20 protein-coding genes are annotated in these 25,569 nt (G+C 41.6%); 1 reads left to right on the top strand and 19 read right to left on the bottom strand.

All coding sequences use genetic code 11. The features are described from left to right. Positions 1-28: 28 nt before the first annotated feature. Together H148_RS18835 and H148_RS0108450 are read right to left on the bottom strand one after the other, a co-directional pair. Positions 29-1,864, bottom strand: a complete 1,836-nt coding sequence (locus H148_RS18835; protein ID WP_245583404.1) for a pectinesterase family protein — start codon at positions 1,862-1,864, stop codon at positions 29-31. Between the two features lie 104 nt (positions 1,865-1,968). Continuing rightward, complete coding sequence (locus H148_RS0108450; RefSeq protein ID WP_029034419.1) at positions 1,969-3,411, bottom strand: glycoside hydrolase family 28 protein; 1,443 nt, start codon at positions 3,409-3,411, stop codon at positions 1,969-1,971. A 258-nt stretch (positions 3,412-3,669) separates the two neighbouring features. Between H148_RS0108450 and H148_RS0108445 the strand changes: the two genes are divergently transcribed. Further along, a complete protein-coding gene (locus tag H148_RS0108445) occupies positions 3,670-4,716 on the top strand; it encodes a LacI family DNA-binding transcriptional regulator (RefSeq protein ID WP_029034418.1) in 1,047 nt (348 codons plus the stop codon). 25 nt (positions 4,717-4,741) lie between these two features. On the opposite strand, the gene H148_RS0108440 is transcribed toward H148_RS0108445, so the two are convergent. The 17 genes from H148_RS0108440 to H148_RS17515 form a co-directional block, all read right to left on the bottom strand. Further along, positions 4,742-6,358: a UxaA family hydrolase gene (locus H148_RS0108440; RefSeq protein WP_029034417.1), complete on the bottom strand. Its 1,617-nt coding sequence runs from the start codon at positions 6,356-6,358 to the stop codon at positions 4,742-4,744. 5 nt (positions 6,359-6,363) lie between these two features. Next, positions 6,364-7,821 carry a tagaturonate reductase gene (locus H148_RS0108435; protein ID WP_029034416.1) on the bottom strand — a complete coding sequence of 486 codons (1,458 nt, stop codon included), beginning with the start codon at positions 7,819-7,821 and terminating at the stop codon, positions 6,364-6,366. Positions 7,822-7,845: 24 nt separating this feature from the next. Further along, positions 7,846-9,135 carry a TRAP transporter large permease gene (locus H148_RS0108430; protein ID WP_425414071.1) on the bottom strand — a complete coding sequence of 430 codons (1,290 nt, stop codon included), beginning with the start codon at positions 9,133-9,135 and terminating at the stop codon, positions 7,846-7,848. Beyond that, positions 9,132-9,599 carry a TRAP transporter small permease gene (locus tag H148_RS0108425; RefSeq protein ID WP_083961614.1) on the bottom strand — a complete coding sequence of 156 codons (468 nt, stop codon included), beginning with the start codon at positions 9,597-9,599 and terminating at the stop codon, positions 9,132-9,134. The genes H148_RS0108430 and H148_RS0108425 overlap by 4 nt, the downstream gene beginning before the upstream one ends. 2 nt (positions 9,600-9,601) lie before the next feature. Next, entirely contained in the window at positions 9,602-10,594 is a 993-nt protein-coding gene (locus H148_RS0108420) for a TRAP transporter substrate-binding protein (RefSeq protein ID WP_029034413.1), read from the bottom strand. A gap of 58 nt (positions 10,595-10,652) precedes the next feature. Continuing rightward, the gene (locus tag H148_RS0108415) at positions 10,653-11,678 is read right to left on the bottom strand and encodes a sugar kinase (RefSeq protein ID WP_037324919.1); all 1,026 of its coding nucleotides are present in this window, start codon (positions 11,676-11,678) and stop codon (positions 10,653-10,655) included. 55 nt (positions 11,679-11,733) lie between these two features. Next, positions 11,734-12,402, bottom strand: coding sequence for a bifunctional 4-hydroxy-2-oxoglutarate aldolase/2-dehydro-3-deoxy-phosphogluconate aldolase (locus tag H148_RS0108410; RefSeq protein WP_029034411.1), 669 nt, complete (start codon positions 12,400-12,402; stop codon positions 11,734-11,736). Positions 12,403-12,414: 12 nt separating this feature from the next. Further along, entirely contained in the window at positions 12,415-13,455 is a 1,041-nt protein-coding gene (locus H148_RS0108405) for a sugar kinase (RefSeq protein WP_029034410.1), read from the bottom strand. Positions 13,456-13,522: 67 nt separating this feature from the next. Further along, positions 13,523-14,926 (bottom strand): glucuronate isomerase, encoded by a 1,404-nt coding sequence (uxaC, locus tag H148_RS0108400; protein ID WP_029034409.1) that lies wholly within the window; start codon positions 14,924-14,926, stop codon positions 13,523-13,525. A 30-nt stretch (positions 14,927-14,956) separates the two neighbouring features. Next, positions 14,957-15,718 carry an SDR family NAD(P)-dependent oxidoreductase gene (locus H148_RS0108395; RefSeq protein ID WP_029034408.1) on the bottom strand — a complete coding sequence of 254 codons (762 nt, stop codon included), beginning with the start codon at positions 15,716-15,718 and terminating at the stop codon, positions 14,957-14,959. Position 15,719: 1 nt separating this feature from the next. Next, a complete protein-coding gene (kduI, locus tag H148_RS0108390; protein WP_029034407.1) occupies positions 15,720-16,556 on the bottom strand; it encodes a 5-dehydro-4-deoxy-D-glucuronate isomerase in 837 nt (278 codons plus the stop codon). 207 nt (positions 16,557-16,763) lie between these two features. After that, positions 16,764-17,552, bottom strand: a complete 789-nt coding sequence (locus H148_RS0108385) for a rhamnogalacturonan acetylesterase (RefSeq protein ID WP_029034406.1) — start codon at positions 17,550-17,552, stop codon at positions 16,764-16,766. A 5-nt stretch (positions 17,553-17,557) separates the two neighbouring features. Further along, the gene (locus H148_RS0108380; protein ID WP_029034405.1) at positions 17,558-19,249 is read right to left on the bottom strand and encodes a glycoside hydrolase family 28 protein; all 1,692 of its coding nucleotides are present in this window, start codon (positions 19,247-19,249) and stop codon (positions 17,558-17,560) included. Positions 19,250-19,263: 14 nt separating this feature from the next. After that, the gene (locus H148_RS0108375; protein ID WP_029034404.1) at positions 19,264-20,907 is read right to left on the bottom strand and encodes a glycoside hydrolase family 43 protein; all 1,644 of its coding nucleotides are present in this window, start codon (positions 20,905-20,907) and stop codon (positions 19,264-19,266) included. Between the two features lies 1 nt (position 20,908). Then, complete coding sequence (locus H148_RS0108370) at positions 20,909-21,913, bottom strand: DUF4861 family protein (RefSeq protein ID WP_029034403.1); 1,005 nt, start codon at positions 21,911-21,913, stop codon at positions 20,909-20,911. Positions 21,914-21,934: 21 nt separating this feature from the next. Further along, positions 21,935-23,155, bottom strand: coding sequence for a glycoside hydrolase family 88/105 protein (locus H148_RS0108365; protein ID WP_211222983.1), 1,221 nt, complete (start codon positions 23,153-23,155; stop codon positions 21,935-21,937). 10 nt (positions 23,156-23,165) lie between these two features. Next, positions 23,166-25,421: a pectinesterase family protein gene (locus H148_RS17515; protein ID WP_037324863.1), complete on the bottom strand. Its 2,256-nt coding sequence runs from the start codon at positions 25,419-25,421 to the stop codon at positions 23,166-23,168. Positions 25,422-25,569: the final 148 nt, after the last annotated feature.

Below are 25,569 nucleotides of genomic sequence, written 5' to 3'. Positions count from 1 at the left end.
AGAAGTTAAATTTTTTCCAAGCAAAATTTTATTCATTCATAATTCTTGAGGCCCAGTACCAGTCACTGCCGTCACTAAATATATTCTTAAGAATGTATTTTTGTGCCTGCTCGGGACTTAATTGATTAGACCATATAGCTCTGGTTGAGGGAGAAGCGCCGGGACCGCTGCTATTATATTCGGCGTAATAGGCAGTTCTTTCCTTGTTCGGGAACATCTTATCTCCGGGCCAATGGTCCCAGCCTTCAGGTAGAATATGATCATCCAGATATGAATTGATAAACACGGTTTTTGCATACGGTCTCCACGGCCTGCCCAAGTATACTTCATTTACTCCCTCGGCAGCCATGAACTTACAGTCAAAAAAAACAAAGCCAAATTCCTGATTTTGGGGAGTTGCTGCGGCAGTGATAAAGGAATTTTTCAGGCTCTTAATGGTACATTCGATAAAAACCGCTGTTGCTTCCCCGAAGATAAAATCTGTAGTTCCTTCAATGAAACAGTTTAAATATAATTGCCGGCTTCCTTCTGTAGCTGTGTATAACGTGTCCTGGCAGCCGAGAATGTTGGAATCTTTTATAACAAACCTGTCGCCCTCCACGTGAAGAGCAACTGCCTGTCCTTTTCCGCAAAAGGTGTTTTCGATAGTAAGATTTTCAAACTTTATATCGTTACCTCTCACCAGAACGGTATAGGAAGTAAAAGTGTTCAGTTCCTTTCCTGTTTGTGAATCAATCTTTCCTGAATAGTCGTCGTTTGTAATAATTGTATTTTCTCTGTCTTCCCCAATCAAGGAAAGTTGGTGCTTCCAGGAAGGGATTTCCAACTTCTCATTATAAATACCGGATGCAATTTTGATAACCACTTCTCCGGGACCCAGATCACGCGTAGAATTTATTGCTTCCTGAATACTGGAAAAATCTGCAGTGCCATCTTTTGAAACTGATATTTCCCTGTTTTTTTCTCTTGCTGAAGAGGAATTTCTAAAGATTCTATCGAGAAAGTTTGTGGTAAGCTCAACAGTTTCTTCAAACCAGGGATGCACCAGCCAAAATGCGTGAGGAGTTTTTTCTAAAGTGTGCACCTCGTGGTAAATATTGTTTTCAATCAATATCTTAATCATCTCATCCCTCCCGGCATGAAATCTCGGATATGAACTATTGATGAACAAAGTGGGAGGAGTATTGCCGTCGACATATTCCAAAGGTGAGGCTTCTTTCCAGGTAATAAAATTGTCGGCTTTTGAACCTCCCAACCAGGTAGCAGCCATCCAGCCTTCTTCGGCTTTGGGATGAATGAATGATACGATCCCATCGATATTGACAATAGCCTGTACCTCATCTGAGAATTCAGAGTTCCCGGAGTTGTAGGTTTCGGAATCTGGAGTTACTCCCAGTAAAGTTGCCAGTTGAGCCCCTGCTGAAGCTCCTAAAATGGCAATTTTATCTTGGTTTATATTGTATTGATCTGCATTTTTCTTCATCCATTTTACGGCGTCTTTTAAATCTATAACACCTGCAGGATAGGTAGCTTCTGTGCCAAGACGGTAAGCGGCAGTTATGGCAACATAGCCTTCAGCCGCCAGCTGCTGTGCCAAGGGTCGTAAATTCTCTTTGCTTCCTGTGAGCCAACCTCCTCCATGTATTAATAAAACCGCAGGGAATTTTTCTCCTTTTTCAGCCATTGGCAGATAAATATCGGCAGCCAGATCTTTTTCCGAAGTACTTTTATAAACCACATTCTCACTTGCCTCTATTCTTTCTGAAATCTGTGATTCCACAGGAGAAATCCAGGGATATTCATTCTTCAGTTTTTCATAAGTGGTCGCAATACTATACGGTTTTACCTCCCTTTCCTGAGCCACTGATTGAAATGTGAAGCAGGAAGTTAAAAGGATTAAAAAGGTATAATACGATTTCACTTATCTAATAATTATAAGAAACGAAAATGGACTCCTGTGGATTTTTCCTAATACTCTTTTCCGTTTATCACAGTGTTTATAAATATAAGATCCTCCGCGTGCTCTATTTTTAGTGGCTCCTCTACACTTTTAATAGTCACATTTTTAAGTTTCACATTCCTAACGGGAGACTCTTCCCTCCCTATAATAAGAATTCCATATTCGCCCCCGTTCTCTACCTCCACATTCTCGAGAAGGATATTTCTAATGGTAGGAAGGAATTCCCCTTCCTGATTATCATAGATGGCGTATTTGGTATTTATCTTCAACACCGCTTCTTTTACCTGGCCTATTTCAAGATCCTTAACAAATATATTTTCAATAGTACCACCTCTTCGGGTATTGGTCTTGATCCTGATGGCACGATCCAAATTGGGGCTGTTCATGGTGCAATTACGGACAAAGACATTTCGTACGCCGCCCGAAATTTCACTCCCCATGACAACCCCTCCGTGACCATCTTTCATGGTAGAGTTTTCTATGACAATATTTTCACTGCTAATACCTACGCGTCTACCATCATTATCGCGACCCGATTTAATAGCGATGCAATCGTCTCCGGTGTCAAAAAGGCAACCGGTGATATGAACATTTGTACTGTATTCAGGATTACAACCATCGTTGTTTGGACCGTGACTTATTACACTCACATCCTTAACCGTTACGTTGTTTGATTTGATAGGATGCATCACCCAGAACGGCGCATTTATAAAAGTAACACCTTCAATTAAAACATTTTCACATTCAAAAGGTTCAAAGAAAGTAGGACGGAATTGATGGCCCTCCCCAAAAACACGCTCTGCTACGGGAGTACCCTTCTCCACCATCTCGCTTAAGCGCGGCAGGTTATGGGCATCCAGCTGGTTGACATCTCCATCCCTATAACCATATTCTTCCTGACCTTTCCAGGGCCACCAGTTATCCTTTCCAGCCTGTCCGTTGAAGGTTCCTTTACCCGTAACAGCTATATTCTGTTGTTTGTACGCATAAATTAATGGAGAATAATTCATAAGCTCCATACCTTCAAAAGAGGTATGAACTACCGGTAGATAATCTGCCTGGTCGGTAGAAAATTTTACTTCTGCACCCTCTTCGAGGTGAAGATTCACATTGCTCTTTAGATGGATAGGACCTGTATGGTATACTCCCGCAGGTACGAGCACTACACCGCCGCCGGCTTCGGCACATGCCTCAATAGCTTTTTCAAAAGCAGCATCGCTGCTAATGACACCATCAGCCGATGCACCGTAGTCAAGAATATTAAACACTTCATCTCTAAACTCAGGCACTATAATGCTTTCCACTATAGCATCTGCACGCGCCCATGGGTCGTCAAAATCAATTTCTGCCGGGTGCGGTGCACTCACGGCAACAGGTTCATTCTGGTTCTTACAGGAAACGATTAAAAGGCCAATAAAAAGGCCAAAAGCTAATCTTAATAGATTTTTCATTTGAAATAGAGTTTTATTTCTAATACCCAAACATCTTAGTTTAGGTGTAATCGATTGCACTAAAATAAGAGTTTTATTCTGGGTTTTCAAGATTTTGTTTTTAAAACTTGGTTAATAGCACGAGTTCTTTGGCAAAATTTCAGACTTAAGTAAGAACTCTTCATTTAAATCCATTAATTTTTAACAAATTGGCCACTGTCACTGCATTTTTTGATATCTTTGTTATGCAATTTATTGCATTATAAGGACTACAATTCCATGAAAGAAAACGGTAAGGTTACCATCTACGACATTTCTAAAAAACTTAATGTGAGTGCTGCTACGGTGTCAAGAGCATTAAACAACAATCCTAAGATTAGCAGTAAAACAAGAGAGCTTGTTTTTGCAGCAGCCAAGGAAATGAATTACAAACAAAACCGTCTTGCCCAGGCATTAAAGAGCGGAAAAAGCAAAAATGTCGGCGTAATTGTTCCATACATTAACAGGAACTTTTTTTCCTCCATTATCAGGGGAATTGAGGAAGAGCTGGGCCCTCACGGATATCACGTGATCATTTGCCAAACTCATGAACAAATGGCGACCGAAGTAGAGCAGGTTAATACACTCTTAAACACCCAAGTGGATGGTATTTTCATGTCTATTTCTAAGACCACCAATAAAACCGATCATTTCAGAAAAGTTTTAAATGAAGGAAAAACCTTGATTTTCTTTGATAGAAAGTTAGACATCCCGGGAGTGAGTTCAGTAGTAATTGATGACTTTAAGGCAGGCTATTTAGCGACAGAGCATCTTATTTCCCAGGGCTGTAAACGTATTGCTCATTTTGCAGGAGATCTTAATCTCGAAATCTATAAAAATCGTCACGACGGCTATGTTAACGCTCTTAAAGACAATGGCTTAAAGGCAGATCCAGATTATATTTTTACCACCCTTAGTAGCGTAGAGTCGGGCGCAGCTGCAGCCAGGAAAATGTGGGAGCTAAAGAAAAAACCCGATGCTGTATTCTCTGCAAGTGACTACACAGCGCTGGGAGCTATTCAGGAACTCCGGAAATTCGGGATACGCATTCCCGAAGATTTTTGTATTTCAGGCTTTAGTAATGAACCTTTTACAAAATATATGGAATTACCGATAAGCACAATTGATCAAACTCCCTTGAGAATGGGAAAGATTGCGGCACAGGTATTCCTTGAACAAGTGGACAGCACCCAAAAGTTAACTATTGAGAAAAAAGTAGTTCTTTCTCCCGAACTCGTTGTTAGGAATTCTTCAGACAGGAGCCTTCTAAAAGTGGCAGTTCAATAAATCCTTTAGAAAAAGGAAAAGGTTTCTATAAAGACACCCCTCTTTTCCAGGGAATAAAATCATCCTGATTTAGCTCATCAGCTTTGGTTGTTACTTCACCACTGGCCACTTTAATAATAAACTCAAGAATCTCCTCACCCATTTCTTCAATGGTTTTTTCAGCTTTAATAACTCCTCCCGCGTCGAGATCGATAATATCGGGCATCCTACGGGCGAGGGTAGTATTCGAAGATACTTTGACTACGGGCGCGACTGGATTTCCGGTGGGCGTTCCAAGTCCGGTGGTGAAAACAACAACATTGGCACCAGCCCCCACCATGGCCGTGGTACTTTCCACATCATTTCCGGGAGTACAAAGTAAGTTAAGACCCGGTTTTGTTACATAATCTCCGTAATCCAGAACATCCTGAATTGGAGATGTACCTCCCTTTTTTGCTGCCCCGGCAGATTTCATGGCATCTGTAATTAAACCATCTTTAATATTTCCGGGAGAAGGATTCATGTCAAAACCAGATCCTGCATCAATTGCCGATTTTTCAAAAGCTCTCGTTAATTTCAGAAATCTTTCAGCAAGATCATCGGTGACACAGCGATTGATCAATTCCTGCTCGATTCCGCATAGTTCAGGAAATTCTGAAAGAATAGGGGAACCTCCCAATGCCGAAAGCAAATCTGAAGCATAACCTAAAGCGGGATTTGCAGATATTCCCGAAAATCCGTCTGAACCCCCACATTCTAAACCTAATTTGATCTTCGAAAGCGGTGCAGGTTTTCTCCTAATCTCGTTAGCCTCTTTAATTGCTGCATAAGACTGGCTGATGATCTTACTCATCATATCATCTATGGTCCCCTCCTGTTGCTGTTCAAAAAGCAGCACCGGTTTTTCTATATTAGGATTGATCCTTTCCAGCGCCCGTTTAAAAATATCAATTTGTAGATTTTGACAGCCTAAACTAAGTACGGTTGCTCCCGCCACATTCGGATTGTTGACATATCCTGCCAACAGCCTCGCAAGGGATGCTGAATCCTGTCTTATTCCACCACAGCCACCCTGATGGGTGATGAATTTCACTTCTATATTGTCAAAAATGTCATTTTCCTCTTCTTCCTGCACCAGAGTTTCCTGAACCTCTTCCCCCTGAATTAGCTTTCGAAGAAGTAAACGTTCCCGGGAAGGCTTTTTAAAGGAAAGTTCCTTCTCAAAAACCTCTTTTAGAAGTTCTATATTTCTGTTTTCGCAGAAAACCAACGGAAAAAACAACCATACATTTTTTGTCCCTACCTGCCCATCAGGGCGGTGATAACCATTAAAAGTTCTGTTTTTCCAGTGAGAAACATCTGGCGTATTCCAGCCAGTAGTTTCAGTTTTTTGATGCGCCTGTTCGGCCTGATGCTTTACATTATCGACAGTTAGAACTTCACCTTTTCTTACGGGAACGGTAGCAGTACCTACCAGGACCCCATACATATAGATCTTGTCACCCACTGCCAGGTCCACCAAACTTATTTTGTGTTTGGCCTCAACATCAGTGAGCACCTCAATCTCTGTACCTTCAAACTGTAGGGTTTCATCCTTCCACAAATTTGCGAGAGCAACCGCTACGTTATCTCCGGGATGAACTTTTATAATTTTCGTCTGCATATTCCTTAACTTTTCACTGTTGTTTTTTCACGGAAGGATCTAAATCCTTCTTCCACGCCTTTTTCTTCCATCTCCTGCAATGCCACCACGAGCTGCTCTTTTAGCTCAGGTATAGCCGTAAGATCCTGCCCCCAATAATCTTCCTTATTAAGCACCTTTTCAGCAAAAGCATCTAAGTCTTCAATTTCCCATGCTTTACTGAAGAATTCGATGATTTGAGGATCATCCTGAACCGGCAATTTTTGGCCCTTCCAGGTCCCTTTGTAAAATCTTAATAAACAGGCAAAAGCAAAGGTCAGTCGCACCGGTAAAGCCGATTTTTTCTCCTGAAACTGAAGTAAACTGGGCAAAACCCGCACTTTAAACTTCGATACCGAATTTAAAGCAATGCTTGCCAGCTGATGTTTTATAAAAGGATTTCTGAAACGGTCCAGCACTTCGGAAGCAAAGGAGTCCAATTCATTTTCAGAAAGATCCAGGGTTGGATTTATCTCCTCAAAAATGGCATTTTTGACAAACTTTCCGGTGAAATTATCATCAACTGTTTCTTTCACAGTTTCTTTTCCGCTAAGGATTGCGAAAGGCACCATAGTGGTATGCGCACCATTAAGAATTCTGACTTTCCTCGTACGATACGGCTGAATATCATCAACGATGACAACATTCTCATCAATTTTATCAAAAGGAATTTTAGCTTTTAATGCCTCGCCCCCTTCAATCACCCAAAGCAGAAATACTTCAGCTGTAACAATTAGTTTATCTTCAAACTCCAGCTGACTCTGGTATTCGTCAATTTCCGCTCGGGGATATCCGGGAACAATCCGGTCAACAAGTGTATTATGAAAGGTATTGCTCTGTTCTATCCAGTTTCGGAAGTCATTATCCAGCTTCCAAAGATCAACATACTGCAAAATGATCTTTTTAAGATTATCTGCATTGTGGTTGATGAGTTCACACGGGATAATGGTCAAACCTTTGTCGGCAGCCCCGTTGAAATGCTGGTATCTCTTCCACAGAAGTGCAGTGACCTTAGCGGGAAAACTATTATGAGGAACTTTTTCAAGCTCATCTGTTTCATCAAATGCAATGCCTGCTTCCGTAGTGTTGGAAATAAGAAACTGAAGGTCCTCTCCGGTGGCAAGATCAAGATAAGTGGAATAGTTTTTATAAGGATTGATTGATTTCTGAATGCAGCTGATCATCCTTTTCTCCTGAATTTCCTTATCGCCCTTAACTCCTCTCATAAACAGGTTATAAAGGCCGTCCTGTTCATTCAACATATCAACCAAGCCTGCATCTATGGGTTGAACAACGGCAACACCTGCATTAAAATCTGCTTCTTTATTTAGCTTATCAATAAGATAATTGACAAATGCACGCAAAAAATTCCCTTCTCCAAATTGAATGACTTTTATTGGAAGGTTTGAAGTGACTCCTGCCGTTTCTCTATTTAATCTTTTCATTTTTCTAATCTTTTTAAATAAATTTTACTCAAACAATCTCGGCAACCACAAAGAAATTTCGGGCACAAAAGTGACTAGCAATAGCACTATAAACATCGCCACGTACAGAGGTATTAGCGGTTTAATCACTTTTTGAATACTGGTTTTGGCTACACTAACGCCAATGAAGAGCACCGAACCAACGGGAGGAGTACATAATCCTACACATAAATTCATTACCATCATAATTCCGAAGTGCACAGGATCAACGCCCAATGCTGTTACTACCGGCAAGAAAATGGGAGTGAAGATCAGGACCGCCGGAGTCATGTCCATAAAGGTTCCCACAAAGAGCAAGAGTAAATTTATTATGAGAAGAATTACAAAGATGTTATCACTCAAGCCCAACAAAGCGTCACTAACTGCCTGCGGAATATTTTCATAAGACATCACCCAGGACATACTCATGGAAGTTGCGATGAGTAACATTACAATTGCAGTGGTTCCTACAGAGCTTAAAAACACGCTATGGAGATCACTCACCTTTAATTCGCGATTTATAAAAGATAGAATTAAACAGTATAAAACAGCGATCCCTGAAGCCTCGGTCGCAGTAAATATTCCTGTCACGATACCTCCGATAACTACCACCAATAACATCAAACTGGGAAGGGCATGTAAGAAAGTAACAGCAATATGCTTAAGATTCGTAGGTTCCCCGGCAGGATACTTCTTTTTCTTGATCCATACCGCTGCAACAAGCATAAGAGCGAGCCCCATAAGAATACCCGGAAGGTATCCCGCTAAAAATAATGAGGCGATAGATACTCCCCCACTGGCAAGGGAATAAACGATGAGCACATTAGACGGCGGAATTACCAACCCTGTAGTTGAAGACGTAATGTTAACTGCCGCACCAAATTCTTTTGAATATCCTTCCTTCTCCATTGCCGGCCCCAAAATTCCACCCATAGCTGAAGTTGCGGCTACAGCAGATCCTGCAATGGCACCAAAAAGCATAGCGGCAACAACATTTACATAGATCAATCCACCCGGCAGAGCCCCCATGAGGGCCTTGGCAAAGGCAATGAGCCGGTTTGCAATCCCTCCCTGATTCATTATTTGTCCCGCCAGGATAAAAAGTGGAATCGCAAGCAACGAAAAACTGTCCAGTCCTGTAGCCATACGCTGAGCAACAGTTGTAAAAGCGGGAATGGTATTAATAGATGCAAGGATAGTAAGTACACATGAAATCCCGATAGACCAGGCAACGGGAACCCCTATTGCCAATAAGATCACAAAGGAAAGCACTAATATTAAAACCTCTGACATCATACTAAATACGTTTTTGAATTAATTATTTCATGTATTTTATAATAAATGACCAGCAATCCGCTAATGGGAACTATGCTGTAGACCCAGGATAATGGTACTCCGAGCGCTGCCGAAGACTGTCCCAATAGATCATTTACATATACAAGATTTCCTCCTCCTATAACCAGCACGGTCAAACTGAATAAGATGATCAGAATATTTATAAATATTCTTAGTTTAATCCTGTTTTTGGGATTCAACTTTGGCGGTAAAATATCGATTGATAAATGGGTTTGTTGTCCTGAAGCGTATGCAGCTCCCAGAATTCCTATCCAGATAAAGAGATATCTCGCGAGTTCCTCGGTAAAGGAACTGGGTGAGTTTAGAAGATATCTTGAAAAGATCTGCCACAATACAGCTAACACCATAAGGACAAGAAGTGCCACCAAAAAGCTACCCAGGACTCTGTCTATTTTTTTTCTCATGCTTATTTGATTGCCTGAATTGCTTCGATTAATTCTTTCATCTCAGGATCCCGAAAAAATTCCTCATACATAGGTTTCACTTTCTCCCGAAAAAGTTCTTTATCTGGATATGTGACTTTTACTCCTGCTTTCTGTATCTCCTCCATGGCTTCCATTTCTGCTTCTTTCCATATTCCTTTTTGAAATTCTGAAGATTCCATAGCTGCCTCTTTTAGCCACTTTTGCTGTTGCGGGTTGAGATCATTCCACACAACGGTGCTTATCAATAACTCATCGGGAAGTGCAGTATGCTCATCTACAACAAAATATTTAGTCACTTCATAATGCCGTGAGAGGTAAAAACTTGGCAAATTATTTTCAGCTCCATCTACGATTCCCTGCTGCAAGGCGGTGTAAAGTTCTCCCCAGGCAATTGGTGTAGGGGAACCTCCCAGGTGTTTTACCATATTAATGGCAGTATTGCTTTCCATAACCCGAAGTTTTAACCCTTCAAGATCTTCGGGTGTTTCTACAGGTGTTTTACTATAGAAACTTCTGCTGCCCGCGTCATAAAAAGTGAGTCCTTTTAAACGTTTATCAATACTTTTATTCAGGAATTCTTCTCCTATTTCGCCTTCCAGCACTTCAAACCGGTGTTCCCGGTCCCGGAACAGAAATGGTAAACCAAACAGCTGCAGGCTCGGAACGAAATTTTCAAGAACACCGGTAGACACTTTAGTCATTCCAAGACTCCCTATTTGTAAAAGTTCCAAAGTTTCTCTTTCGGAACCTAATTGCTGATTAGGATAAATATCAATCACCATCGTTCCTCCCGATTTCTCATAAAGACGTTCGGACATAAAGACCATAGCCTTGTGCACCGGGTGTGCAGTGTCCAACCCGTGGCCCAGTTTGATTATTTTTGTCTCGGTTTGCTCATCACATCCGGCTAGCGATAGTAGGAGAACAAGAAAAAAACAAGAATAAATTCTGTTTCTGTTAAAAAGGATTTTCATTTTTATAGTATTGTTGATGTTATAAAACTAACAAGGCAAATCCCGGTAAGTTGTTATATTATCTTTTTATTCTTCCGTCGGTTTTTCCTTTGGCAACTTCCATAACTTCCTCTACGCTCACCAGGTTTACATCCCCAACATGTGTGTGTTTGAGAGCGCAGGCGGCATTGGCAAAAGAAAGAGCTTCCTCATCATCAAAGTGCTGAAGACCATAAAGAAGACCTGCCGCAAAAGCATCTCCCGTACCTATTCGATCCACTACACTAGTTATTTCCAATTCTGTAGTTGAAAGAAAATTTTCTCCATTCCAGGCCTGGGCGAAAATCTTTTGCCAGGAAGCATCTACACTGGTTCGTACTTTGTCAAATACTTTTTTAATCTTCGGAAATTCTGCAATTAGGGCCTTACTGGCTGAGATGAAACCTTCTTCATCCTCTGAAAATTCTGTTTTCAGGATCTCGTTAATTTCGCGTACTCCTCCAATAAAAATTGTGGATAGAGAAACTAGCTCTTTAAGAACATCATGGCTATTCCTGCCATATTTCCACAGGTTACTCCTGTATGCAGGATCTGCCGTTACTATTACTCCTTTATCCCGCGCTACTTCTAAACCTGCCTTTAAGGTTTGATAAGCTCCTTCTGAAATTCCCGGGGAAATTCCGCTCCAATGCATGAAATTACAACCTTCCAGAACCTTTTCCCAATCTACCTGATCTGGGTTGATATTGGCAAAGCAGCTGTTTAACCGGTTGTAGGCGATTTGGCTGGAACGCATAGCGGAACCCACCTCGAGAAAATATAAACCCAAAGGAAAATTGACCTTTTTGACTGCCGATATTCCAATACCGTACTTACGGAGGGTAGATAAAGCCGCCTCCCCTACTATATCGTTTGAGACGTTGGTCACATGATGAACTTCAATTCCCATGTTAGCCAGGGAAGCTGCCACGTTCATCTCGGTACCTCCAAAAAAGAAATCCATTTGCGTTGCCTGCAAAAGCTTCCGATTGTCTGATGGTGACAAACGCATTAAAACCTCACCAAAGGTGACGATCTTTTTAATTTCTGAAGCTTCTTCCTGCATTAGCAAAAAATTAAAAGACTGCGAATAAAGTTTACCCGTAGCCTTTATTTCTATATTAATTTCTGAGACTTTTAATAAGATCCAGAGTTTCTTTAACCATTTTTTCAAGTCCATCATAATCTTTATTGGCAATAACCTCTTTGGAAATCAATTTAGATCCCATTCCCACACAGATCACACCAGCGTCGAACCAGCCTTTCAGATTTTCTTCTGTTGGGGAAACACCACCTGTTGGCATAATGCTGGTCCATGGTTGTGGTCCTTTTATTCCTTTTACGAAATTAGGTCCGTAAGTCCCTCCAGGAAAAAGCTTCACAATTTCACAGCCCAGTTCCTCTGCACGTGTAATTTCTGTTAGCGATCCGCAACCGGGAGACCAAAGCACTTTTCGGCGGTTACAAACTACCGCAATATCTTCTCTTAAAACCGGAGTAACAATAAAATTCGCTCCCAATTGCATGTATAACGAGGCAGCACCGGCATCCGTGACAGAACCTACTCCCATGATCATTCCGGGAAGTTCCTTGATCGCGTATTTATTAAGTTCACCAAAAACTTCAAAAGCGAAATCTCCGCGGCTGGTAAATTCCAGTAAACGTGCCCCACCATCGTAACAGGCTTTAAGTATTTTTTTCCCCAGTTCAACATCAGAATGAAAAAACAAGGGAACCATCCCCTGTTCTTTCATTACAGATGCCACTTCTATTCTTGAATATTGAGCCATACCTTATAATATTTATCGGGCCACACGACCAGAGGCGTCACCACCCATTAATTTTTTAACCTCATCTATCGTCACCAGATTCGCGTCACCTTTGATGGTGTGCTTCAATGCTGATGCAGCTACTGCAAAATTCAAAGCGTTTTGATCATCTTCAGGATATTCTAGAAGCCCGTAAATCAATCCGGCCATAAAGGAATCTCCTCCTCCTACTCTGTCCACGATGTGCGTGATATCATATTCCGGGGATTTTAGCATAGTCTTCCCATCATAAAGAACTCCCGCCCAGGTGTTATGAGAAGCAGAAAGTGATCCTCTTAATGTGGTAATTACCTTTTTAGCATTTGGAAATTTCTCCATCATCTGCTGACAAACAGAAAGGAAAGCTTCAGCTTTTACATGTTGCCCCTGGGTAGTAATATCCAATCCTTCAGGCTTAATTCCGAAGTGCTTTTCGGCATCTTCTTCGTTTCCGAGAATAATATCACAATAAGAAGTAAGCTCGGTCATAATAGCTTCCGGTTCTACTCCATATTTCCACAACTTTGCACGATAGTTAAGATCGGTTGAGATCGTAATACCTTTTGCACTTGCAGCTTTTACAGCTTCAAGGCAGGCATCGGCTGCTCCCTGGGAAATAGCCGGAGTAATTCCTGTCCAATGGAACCATTCTGCACCGTCAAAAACGTCATCCCAGTCTATCATTCCTTTTTTAATTTCAGAAATAGCCGAGTGCGCCCGGTCATAAACTACTTTACTTCCACGGCTAACTGCACCGGTCTCTAAAAAGTAAATTCCAAGACGGTCTCCACCAAAAACAATTTTATCAACTCCAACGTTCCTTTTGCGCATTTCCATAAGAGCACATTCCCCAATATCATTTTTAGGCAAACGGGTAACGAAATCTACCGGCACTCCATAATTGGCAAGAGATACTGCCACGTTGGATTCACCCCCTCCGTATACTACATCAAAACTTGATGCCTGGGAAAACCGAAGGTGTTCCGGTGGGGCCAGGCGTAACATTATTTCTCCAAAAGTCACTACTTTTTTCATAAATCTAAATTTTATAAATCAATATTTCAGCTTTGTATCCCGTGATGAAGAACGCGGCAAAGCTGCTTTAAAAATTAAAATATTCCTTTGCGTTCTTATAACTTATATTGGCAATAGTTTGCCCCACAAGTTCCATATCCTGAGGTAATTCTCCTTTTTCCATTTCTTCCCCGAACAAGTTACACAAAACTCTGCGGAAATACTCGTGCCTCGGAAATGAAAGGAAACTTCTTGAATCTGTCAACATCCCAATAAAAACGCTTACCAGTCCCATATTTGAAAGCGCATCGAGTTGGTCGATAATTCCCTGTTTTTGATCAAGGAACCACCAGCCGGAGCCAAACTGCACTTTTCCTTTTATGCTGCCATCGTTGAAATTACCAATCATGCTGGCAAAAACAGCGTTGTCGGCCGGGTTGAGGTTATATAAAATCGTTTTGGTGAGCTTGTCCTTTCCATCAAGGTGATTGAGGTACTGAGATATTTTTTCGGCTTGCGAATAATCTCCTATTGAATCCCAACCTGTATCGGGGCCCAATTCATCTAACATCCGTTTATTGTTGTTCCTTAATGCTCCTAAATGAAACTGCTGTACCCAACCGAGTTCATGGTAAGTTTCACTGAGAAAAGTAAGAATGGAAGTCTTGAATTTATCTGCCTCTAATTCAGATAATTCTTCACCTTTTCTCCTTTTTGAAAAAATTGATTCAATTTCAGAATCTGTAAATTCTTCAAAAGAAATAGCATTTAATCCGTGGTCACACAACCTGCAGCCATTCTCGTGGAAAAATTCTATTCTCTTTTTCAAAACATTTTGCAGATCCTTATATGATCCTATTGAAGTTTCGGCAACTTTTCCAAGTTGATCAACGTATGAATTGAAAGAAGGAGAATCTATAAGAACGGCCTTATCCGGACGGAAAGCTGTACTAACTTTTATTCCGGAATCATTATTTGCCAATTGCCTGTGAAACTCCAAAGTATCCAGAGGATCTTCGGTAGTACAAAGTGTCTCCACTCCCATTTTCTTCAGGAGTCCGCGACAGGAATATTCAGGTTGCTGAAGTTTTTCATTAACCGCATTATAAATCCTTTCGGCTGACTCTTCATTCAGAAGCTCATCAATTCCGAAGTATCTCTTAAGCTCAAGATGCGTCCAGTGGTAAAGCGGATTTCTCAAAGTATGAGGAACTGTCTTTGCCCAGGCCATAAACTTCTCCTTATCGGATGCATCACCTGTAATATATTTTTCATCTACACCCATGGTACGCATTGCCCTCCACTTGTAATGGTCTCCTGCAATCCAAACCTGGGTAATATTGTCAAACCTCCTGTCTTCCGCAATTTCTTTCGGAGAAAGGTGATTGTGATAATCTATTATTGGCTGCTCTTTAGCGTAATTGTCATATAGATCTTTCGCCTGACTACTGTAAAGCAAAAAGTCTTCGGAAATAAATTTATTGGATTTCATTCTCTAATATTTATTCAAATTTTGGTGGTGTTAGCGCCCCATCCAACCGCCATCAACCAGTACTACAGAACCATTCATGTAATCGCTGGCTTTTGATGCCAGGAAAATTACTGGTCCTTTAAAATCTTCGGGTTGTCCCCATCTATTTGCGGGAATCCTGCTTAAAATTGAAGCACTTCTATCTTCGTCATCCCTTAATGCTGCAGTATTATCTGTAGCAATATATCCCGGAGCAATGGCATTTATTTGAACTCCTTTAGATGCCCACTCATTGGCAAAAGCTTTTACCAGCTGTCCTATGGCACCTTTTGAGGCCGCATAGCCAGGAACCGTAATTCCACCCTGGAAAGTGAGAAGGGAGGCTGTAAAAATAATTTTCCCACTTCCTCTCTTGATCATTTCCTTCCCGATCTCGCGGGTTAAAATGAACTGAGAATTTTGATTCACCTCAATAACCTTATCCCAATATTCATCGGGATGCTCGGCGGCAGGTTTCCTCATGATGGTTCCGGCATTATTTACCAGAATGTCTATGGCTGGATTTTCAGATTTCACTTTTTCAATAAAAGCATAGAGGCTTTTTCTATCTGAAAAGTCACATTGATAAGCTGAAAATTTCTTTCCTGCAGCCTTTACTGCTTTTCCTATTTCTGAATCTTCTGACTTCAGGCTGGTAGAAACTCCTATTATATCTGCTCCTGCTTCTGCAAGACCCTGAGCCATTGCAAAGCCAATACCACGGCTACAACCAGTAACCAATGCTGTTTTTCCGGTTAGATCAAATAATTTCATATTACTTCAGGTTATCGGGATCAACTTTGTCCATATCTCCATAATCCAGGTTTTCCCCTGCCATTCCCCAGATAAAAGTGTAATTGGAAGTCCCCGCTCCGGCGTGAATCGACCATTCAGGAGATAATACAGCCTGATGATTTTTCATAAAAATATGCCATGTTTCATCGGGTTGCCCCATAAAGTGGCTGATGGTTTGCCCTTCTTCGAGATTGAAGTAAAAATAGGCTTCCATACGGCGCTCATGTGTATGTGGAGGCATTGTATTCCAAACGTTACCTTCAACAAGCTCGGTCATTCCCATCTGCAATTGACAAGTCTCCACAATGCTGTTTACAATAAGCTTGTTCAGGATCCTTTTGTTGGCGTACTTCTCATCTCCAAGATGTACTACTTCAGCATCTTCTTTTCCAACTTTTTTGGTCGGGTATTCTTTATGTGCGGGAGCAGAATTCAGATAAAAAATCGGCTGGTCACCGCCTGATTTCTTAAAAATGACATTTTTGGTGCCCTTTCCTACGTAAAGAGCTTCTTTATAAGCTAATTGATATTCTTTGCCGTCAACTTCAACCACACCTGTTCCTCCAACGTTGATCACCCCCAATTCCCTGCGGTCTAAAAAGTTTTCAGCTTTAAGATCATCGATGGTTTCAAGTTTCAGGTCTTTATTAACAGGAAAAGCCCCTCCAACAATGAATCTGTCATACATGGAATATGTAAGGTTGATTTCATCATTTTTGAAGAGATCCGGAATAAGGAAGTGCTCCCTTAGTTCCTGGGTTGTATATTGTTTAACGTCATTTGGATGATGCGCATAACGCAATTCTGAATTAGTCATTTGATGTATATTTTTTGCTGTTCAACTTTATTTTCACTTCAGGAACTGAAGATTTAATTTCAGCTCCATCCTTTGCAGGATTTTCATTTGTGCAATCGATTACACAAATATAAAATTTTTTTAGCCAAAAGGTTTTCTTCCGCGTTAAAATCCCACAAACAAGTTAAATATTACGTCCCAAAAATGTCATTTTTGGGAAATCTTTTTTTAATCTTTTAGGTCCAATAAACCCTCGTAAACCAATTGGGCTACTGCCCTAGCACCTTCAGGTTGAAAATGGGTGTTATCGCTGCTGCCATCAGGATAAGCCTCATAAATTCCGGGCCCGAAATTCATAAAATAGTTTTCGGTTACATAATCTTTACCCTTTTCAGTAAAGTGATCCATAGATCTCTGTGTAAGGTCTACGAGGTGAACATCCAGCTCCTTTGCTACTTCTACAGCGGCAGTGTAGTATTCCCCATGCACATTTCCTAATTTCCCATCTTCCCATGGATAATTCCGGCTCACCGGAGTAAGAATAACGGGAACAGCCTCTTTTTGGCAGGTTTGATTGACATAAAGCCGCAGGTATTCCTTGTAGCCTTCAACAGTAACAAAGCGTTCAGGTTTGTTTTCAGCCGCGTCATTATGACCAAATTGCATTAGCACCAAATCCCCTTTTTGTAGATTTTTATACACAGAAGACCATCTTCCTTCTTCAAAAAATGTTCGCGTACTTCTACCGCCCCGTGCGCGATCGTCAACTATTACTGAATCTGATTTTATTATGTGCGACAAAGGCTGTAGCCGTTCTTTGCTCATGTTTTCCTGAAACACCTGCCCCCAGCCCATTAAGGGATAGCGGGTCTTCATATAATCTTTGTCCTTGTCATAGTCGCCACTATAGTCGGCCATGGTGGAGTCGCCTATAAGGTACACTGTGGTAGGTTCTTCCTGCTGAAACCACACAAGCGGAAGAAAAAGTATCAAGAAGAGATAGGATTTGAAACTCATAGTTTTTAATTGAGAATTAGTGCATTTTCCGGAAGCTCCTTAGCCTTCTGAATCTGCGTGTCTACAGCTGTAAAATCGTCTTTTTCTAACTTCACATTACTAGTTAGCTTTCCCAGAATGCGTACAGGCGTTGGGCCATTTTCAACAAAAGAAAGATCCTTTACATTTACATTTTTCGTGTTATACAGCGTGAGTGCCGCATCATCTCCGGTAGTTATCACTTTCACGTTGATCAATTCAAGCCCCTCTACATCTATAACAGTAATTCCTTCTTCTGCTTCAAGAACAGAATTTTCAAGCCTTATGTTTTTCACATTCATTTCGGGCAATCCCATAAAAAATGCAGCTTTTTGAGAATCTACAACTCTGATATTTTTCATAAAAATATCCCTGAAGGAGGGTGTCTCTTCGGTTACCGGCATAGGAGTTTCATCACGGACTTCTTCCTTTGCCTCCTCGTCGTCATCCAGAATAGGGGATTTTCCGCCATAGAAAAGATTAAATCTTATAGCTTCAGCAGGAATGTTGATCATATCAATATCAGAAATGTAGATATTCTCAACAACTCCGCCTCTTCCGCGGGTACTTTTAAATCTTAAGCCAATATCAGTACCCATAAAGGTACAGTTGGAAACATGCACATTTTTTACTCCGCCGGACATTTCACTACCTACTACAAAACCTCCATGGCCGTGGTATACTATGTTATTCTTGATCACCACATTCTCTGTTGGTATGCCTCTGTCTCTGCCGTCCTTATTCTTGCCCGATTTAATGCAAATGGCGTCATCGCCCACGTCAAATGTGTTATTATAGATAAGCACATTTTTACAGGATTCCACGTCCAGACCGTCTCCATTTTGGGAATACCAAGGATTGCGAACATTTAAATTCCTTATGATGACATCTTCGCTCATGAGCGGATGAATGTTCCAGGCAGGTGAATTCTGAAATGTAGGACCGTCAAGAAGTATTTGTTTACTGTTCACAATACTTACCATTACCGGTCTTAGATAATCTTTTACTTTTTGATGTGCCTCTATTCCCTCCAGATCGGGAACATTCTGGTCTGTAGAGAGGTCGTAACCAAGCTTAGATTTTTCTGAAGGAAACCACATTTTTTCATCTTCAGAAAGGACTCCGCCGGAATTTATAAGGGTCTTCCATTGCTTAGCCGTCATTTTGCCCTTTTTGACAGGTCTCCACGCATCTCCGTTTCCGTCAATAGTTCCTTTCCCGGTGATGGCGATGTTCTCCACATTGTTGGCATAAATGGGAGAAATATTTCTCATTGTATTAAGCCCTTCAAAGCTTGTGCTGATGAGGAAATAATCGTCAAAATCCCTGCTGAATAATAGAAGTGCTCCGTCTTCGAGATGAAGATTAATATTACTCTTAAGTTCTATGGGACCTGTTAACCAGATTCCGCGGGGAATAACCACTCGTCCTCCTCCCTTAGAATTTACTTCTGAAATTGCCATTTTAAAGGCTTCAGTATTTTTAACGATGCCTCCATCCTGCGCACCGAAATCGGTTATAGGCCTGGAATAATCGGGAAAAAAAGTTTCCTTAACCCGGGGCATGTCGAATTCCAGCCCCTCATACATCTCCTGAAGACTTACCTGCGCCTCCGCTGAGTGTGTTCCAAAAATCAGGAGCAAAACTGCAGCTAAGGCTCTAAATATGTGTTTTTTCATCACTTTTTCTTTAATTACTTTTTGGAAAACCTGAACCAATCAAAATCGGCATAACCGGAATCGTTGATCTTTTTTTCTTTGGTAGCAAATAATCCCACTTTGGCACCAACCCACTTCCCTTCTTTTGCCGTAAAATCTTCATCTACTTTTGAAAAGTTCTTTCCGTTTTCACTAAAGCTGAAAGTAGTTCTGGCTCCTTTATCCACTTCCACTCTGAAATAAACTTCGTTGCCGGAAAGCTTTTTCAGCCGTTTCTTTTGCTCCGGATTTCCTTCATCTGCATTTTCTGCTTCAGCAAAAACAACATAAATTCCGTCCTTTCTGCTTTCCAAAGCAACATAGGCATACGATCTTCCCATTACTATAAGTCCGGCTTTTTCATTCTCCAGATCTTCATTAGGATTAAAAGTCAGTTTTGTAGTGGTTGTAAATTCTTCTGCAGGAAATTTCTGCAACAACAGGCTTGGAGCATCCCAGAGATTTGACGCACCTTCAGGCAAAAGCTGAGTATACAAACGCAACTGTCCTTTTGAAGGATTGGCGAACGCCCAGGTAGCTTTCGGGTTTGCCTGCCACTGCCATTGAAGACCTATGTCATTGCCTTCAAATTCATCTGAATCTTTTGGAGTGACAATAGGATAGGTTTTCCCCACATTTGGTTTACGGTAAGACATAACCGGCTCCCCGGTGCCATCTCCGTCTTTATCTTCTCCCATCGTGGGCCAGCCATCCTTCCAGGTCATAGGCTGCATGTGAACTATTCGACCATAAGCGTCTTTATCCTGAAAATGAAGAAACCAGTCTTCGCCGTTTTCAAGCTCAATCCATGCTCCCTTGTGAGGGCCATTAATATCGGTATCGCCTTGTGCTAAAGAAACGTGCTCTTCATAAGGGCCATATGGATTCTTAGAGCGCAAAATGAGCTGCCAACCGGTGGAAACACCTCCAGCCGGAGCAAAAATGTAGTAGTAACCGTCCTTTTTGTAGAACTTGGTTCCTTCAACTGTTGGATGATCTTCATGACCGTCAAAAACGATCTTTCCGGCTCCTGTGGTTTTAGTGCCTTCCCAGTTCATGGACTTCACCACCAGAATGCTCTTGATTCCTGCACGGCTTCCTGCAAAGGCATGAGATAAATAAGCTTTCCCGTCTTCATCCCATAGTGGTGCAGGATCAATTAGTCCTTTTCCTGCTTCAACCAGGACGGGTTTCTCCCATTCCCCCGCAGGGTCTTTTGTTTTTACCATGTAAATTCCAAAATCCGGGTCTCCCCAGTAGATGTAGTATTCACCTTCGTGATAACGAAAAGCCGGAGCCCAAACGCCATTCCCATGTTGCGGAGTGCTGAAATGCTCATCTGGTACCTGACGTTCCAAAGCATGGCCAATCAGCTTCCAGTTCACTAAATCTTTAGAATGTAAGATTGGCAAAGCCGGTGCAGCATTAAAGGAAGAGGAAGTCATATAAAAATCATCTCCCACCCGCACCACATCGGGATCTGAATAATCTGCATGGAGAATCGGATTTTTATAAGTACTATCCCCCTGATCTGACACCCAAACCTCAGACGTAAAATTTTCATTTTCCTGAGCAGTGGCTGTAGATCCTCCAAAAAGAGAAAAAATCAATACTGCTGATATTATTCTCAATTTCTTCATGCTATTCCAGTTTTCCTGCGTTCTGTAGGGTATTCAGGTGCTCATCAAGTTCGGTCATAAATGCTTCTTGCGTAGTGATCCCACTCGGCTCCTGTTCCCAGGCTGCAAGGAAGTAATATGTTACAGGCTCTGCTGTTTCGTTAAAGATAACGAGGTGGTCATGCGGACCTTCTTTAACTTCTTTAACCTCATTTGTCTTATAAAAAAGTGCCATCCCAAGTTTATCCTGATCGTTTACCAGAGTTTGGTTTCCATAGGTTGCGATGTACGCCCAGTCTCCTCCATCACTTTCCTTCTGAAGCAGATCGATATTTTCAAATTTTACGATCCCCGTTGTTAAACCTTCCAGAGGTTCAGATAGATCTAAAGTCGCTTTTGTAAATCTACCTTCAGGGAAAATTGTAAGGGTTGTAGTGAGATCTACGGTGTCTGAACCCGTTGCCCAATCTGAATATTCAATTTCCACTTGAGAAGAAGCTTCAGAATTAGAAACCTGTGCGCGGGTGTTGCCAACGCTCCTGAAATGTGCCACAGTATCGTTCATAAATCTTCCGTAGCTCCCAATTCCGAGAGATTTTCCTGCTTTCAGAATATCCATACCCCAGGGAGCTTCCTCGTGGTAAGAATCGAAACCGTCCTGGCCCACTTGTGGCAAGACCATTGTGTCTGTTTTCTTTCCGAAAACATCTATTGCATTTCTCCAGTCAAGGTACAGGCGGTATCCCACTTGTGGATTTTCCCAACCCGGGCCTTCATACCTAATGTAGTATGAATGATCTGTATGGTCTTCGGGTAAAGTTAACTCCTGTACATTTTCAAAGGTGCCGCCGACGTATTCCCGGCCTTCCCATTGTCCTCCGGTTTTTACGGAAAGTTCAGCGTAAGTCTGCTGTTCGACAGCGATATCTTCTGCAATAAGATTCTCCTCGTTTTCTTTGTTTTCCTTACAGCCTACTATAACTGCGAGAATAAATGAAAAAACTAAGTATTTTGATGTAAGCTTCATATTGACTGATTCTATTATTTATTATTCAAGTTCTTCATATTCCAGGGAAGCAAGAATAAATGGCCCCACTCCCTTAGGATCGTTATCTCGTATAATTTCATTAATGTAATATTCATAGGAGCCGTCGCGGTAAGGATCTCCTCCCAAGCCTGCAACTCCATTTACATCTGTAAGACTAATGGTTCCATCCTCATTTTCTTCAATAAACTGGTCGAGAATTCCTTCATAAGCTTCGATTCCGGCTTCTCTGTATTTAGGATCAAGATAACCTTCATCTACTCCTTTAAGGAGGAAATATGCGAACATACTGGACGCTGAAGCCTCCAGATAATTTCCTTCCCGCTCTCCCTGATCCATCACCTGATACCAAACCCCGGTCTCATCCTGATACCTCACAATTCCTTCGGCCAGTTTTTGCGCTATGTCTACAATATTTTCTCTATCGGGGTGACCTTGCGGAAGGAAATCCAAAACGTCCACAACGGCCATAGCAAACCAACCAATACTTCTTCCCCAGTAATTTGAAGAAAGTCCGGTTTCAGGATCTGCCCAACGCTGCTCTCTACTTTCATCCCAGGCGTGATGGAAAAGACCAGATTCTTCGCTATAATGGTATTTGTTTACCAATGCAAACTGGTTAGTCACGTCATCGAAAAGTTCCGGTTCATCAAAGGTTTCGGCATAACGGGCGAGAAATGGAGAACCCATATATAACCCGTCCAACCAGATTTGAGAAGGATAAATTTTCTTATGCCAAAAACCACCTTCCGAAGTCCTTGGATGTTCTCTCATCTGCTCCCTTAGAATCTCAACTGCTTTGCGATACCTTTCTTCCCCGGTTTCTTCATATAAACCAATAAGGAATCTTCCTCCCTGTACGCGGTCAATATTATAATCGGACTGCTTATAGGTTTTAATTTCCCCATCTTCATTGATCATGAATTCTGCAAAGTTCTTGATGTAGTCAAGATATCTTTCTTCCCCTGTAGCATCATGCAGTTTCTCCATGGAAGTCATGATGAGCCCGTGGGTATATTCCCATTTAGGTTTTTCATTAAAGTCCAGGGTCCATCCTTTGGGGTTTCTTTTAATTTCTGAATTGGCCATCCAGGTAGAGTATTTTTGCTCTTCGTCTTCAAGAGTCGATGTGGTGGCAAGTGTATTTTCTTCGGTCCCTTTGCAGGCTCCAAGAACCATGAACAAAGAAAATAAGTAGATTCCCGATTTTAAAGTATTCATCATTTTATTCTATTTAGAGGTTCTTAATTTCTGAAGGATCCCAGTTGTCTGATCCTCCAAGAATTTCTTTTACAGTATATTTTTTGGCTGCCTGGGGAGTAAGCAAAATAGCCCAGTCAACTCGTTCTGATGGTGCCCATCCCGGTCCTGCATTTTCGAATTCAGCATAACATACAGTTCCTTCAGCATGAGGTTTATTCCAGTTATGCCATCCTTCTTTTTTTATATGATCGCCCATACTTGTGTTAATAAAAACGGTCTGTGCAAAGGGTCTCCAAGGTCTTCCCAGGTAAACGCTTTCTTTGGGCGCATCTCCCGTTAGGGTACAGTCAAGGAAAACGAAACCAAATTCTGCACCTTCTTCAGTAGATGCCGCAGTTATATAATGCCCACCTTCTTTTGAGAAAATCTCGCAATCTTCAAACACGGCTGTAGACCATCCAAAAATGAAATCTGTAGTTCCCTCTATGTAGCAGTTGCGATAATATTGCCTGCTGTTCCTACCGTGCGGATAAAGCGTGTCCTGATACCCAAGAAACCTGCAGTTGTCAAAAATGACCTTATCTCCATCCACTCGTACTGCGACAGCCTGTCCAATAGGACCTGCACTGTTTTCAAAAGTAAGATTGGTAGCGTGGAACCCATCTCCAAAAATATAGAAAGAAGTAGAACCGGTAGTACCTATCTCTTCTCCAAAAGAATTCAGTTTTTGTGCAAAATCATCGTAGGTAAGAATGGTGGAATCTTTGTCTTCACCAATAAAAGTTACATGGGTTTTGGAAGCTGGAAGCACCAGTTTCTCTTTATAAGTCCCGGATTTGATAAAGATCCTTGTTCTCTTTTTTCTGAAATCGGGCACTGCATCGATAGCTTCCAGTACCGTCTCAAAATCTCCCGATCCATCGGCAGCCACTACATAATCATAAATTGGGGCTACAACCGCTGCAGTTTCTGAATCCTCATCAACGAGATCATTTAAATAAACCTCCAGGTTGGTATAACCATCGTCAAGCTGGTGGCCATTAGCGTTAAATTCAGTAGGATCTAAACCTTTTGCTTTTTCCCAGGCATCGGGCATACCATCTTTATCGGTATCTTCTGGTGCAGTTCCGCTTTTCAGCTTTGGCCAACTTCCCACCTGCTCCTGGGAATCTATAATTCCGTTGCCGTAAGTGGCTTTCCCGCTTCTGGTTTCATTGATCACTCTAATATCTACCGCGTCTCTTTTTAAACTTGCACCGGCCTTCTTCATTACCAAATCCATGGCAGTACGAGCGTTCTGAGTGTCGACATTACTGTTGAAGTCAAAAGGTTCATGAACACGTGCTGCTTCAGGATCATCCCCCTCCACTCCGCCGTTCCAATTGTTTTCTGTCACCTGTTTTGAGCCTTCAACAACATTTCCATGGACATAGAACTTTCCGTAAGGAGCGTAGGGTTCAACAATTCTTTCAGGATCTTCTGTTGCGGGACCCGGCTTGAAATAATTGTTGACGATATTATAACGGCCATTTTCACCTCCGTAAATGCTATTGTCTGCCCAATTGTAGATCACATTATTTCTGAAGTCAACGAATTCACCTTCAAGATTCTCTGTAGTCTTTGATCCGCTGAAGCGCGGATTTCTACTGTAGTTGCTGGCAATAAGATTGTGGTGGAAGGAAACATTTTCACCTCCCCAGATTCCGCCGTAACCGTGATCTCCTTTGGAATGTACAGAACTATTTAGTGCTTCAGAAATAATGCACCACTGCATGGTCAAATCCTTATTTTGATAGAAGGAAGCATTTTCATCTGTTGCCCAGCTGACGGAACAATGGTCTAAAATGACATTTTTGACACCTCTTCCTTTAAAGGAATCATCGGCAACTTCTTTGACATCTCCCATCCTAAAGCGCATGTAACGAATGATAACATTATCATCTTTTACAGCCAAAGGATAGCCTTTGATAGTTATTCCATCACCAGGGGCGGTTTGTCCTGCAATAGTGAGGTCTCCTTTATTAATATCCAACGGCCTCTCCAGCTCTATAGTTCCTGAAACAGCAAAAACTATGGTACGGGGTCCATCCTTTAAAATGCCCTTTCTAAGGCTGCCTTCACCATCATCATTTAAGTTATTTACAGTGTAAACTATTCCGCCTCTACCACCTGTGGCATAACGGCCAAACCCTTCGGCTGAGGGAAAAGCCAGCTGCTGGGCCTGCACCGGCAGGCTCAATAGTAGAACGGCAAACAAAATTTTTATTTTCTGAAACGAAATCTGCATACTTTTTTTAATTTTTTTCTCTTCGGAAATTATTCTGGAAGACTTTAAAAGACTGATATAATACAGACCTTTTCGCTTTCAGGAACACCAGCAACTTAAATTTAATAGGCAAAATCAACCGAATCATTAAAAATCCAATTGATAATGC

Source organism: Salinimicrobium terrae DSM 17865, from assembly GCF_000424665.1.
GTDB classification, from domain to species: Bacteria; Bacteroidota; Bacteroidia; order Flavobacteriales; family Flavobacteriaceae; genus Salinimicrobium; species Salinimicrobium terrae.
Note: the sequence above shows the minus strand (reverse complement) of the source record. Positions and strands in the feature narration are given on the sequence as shown.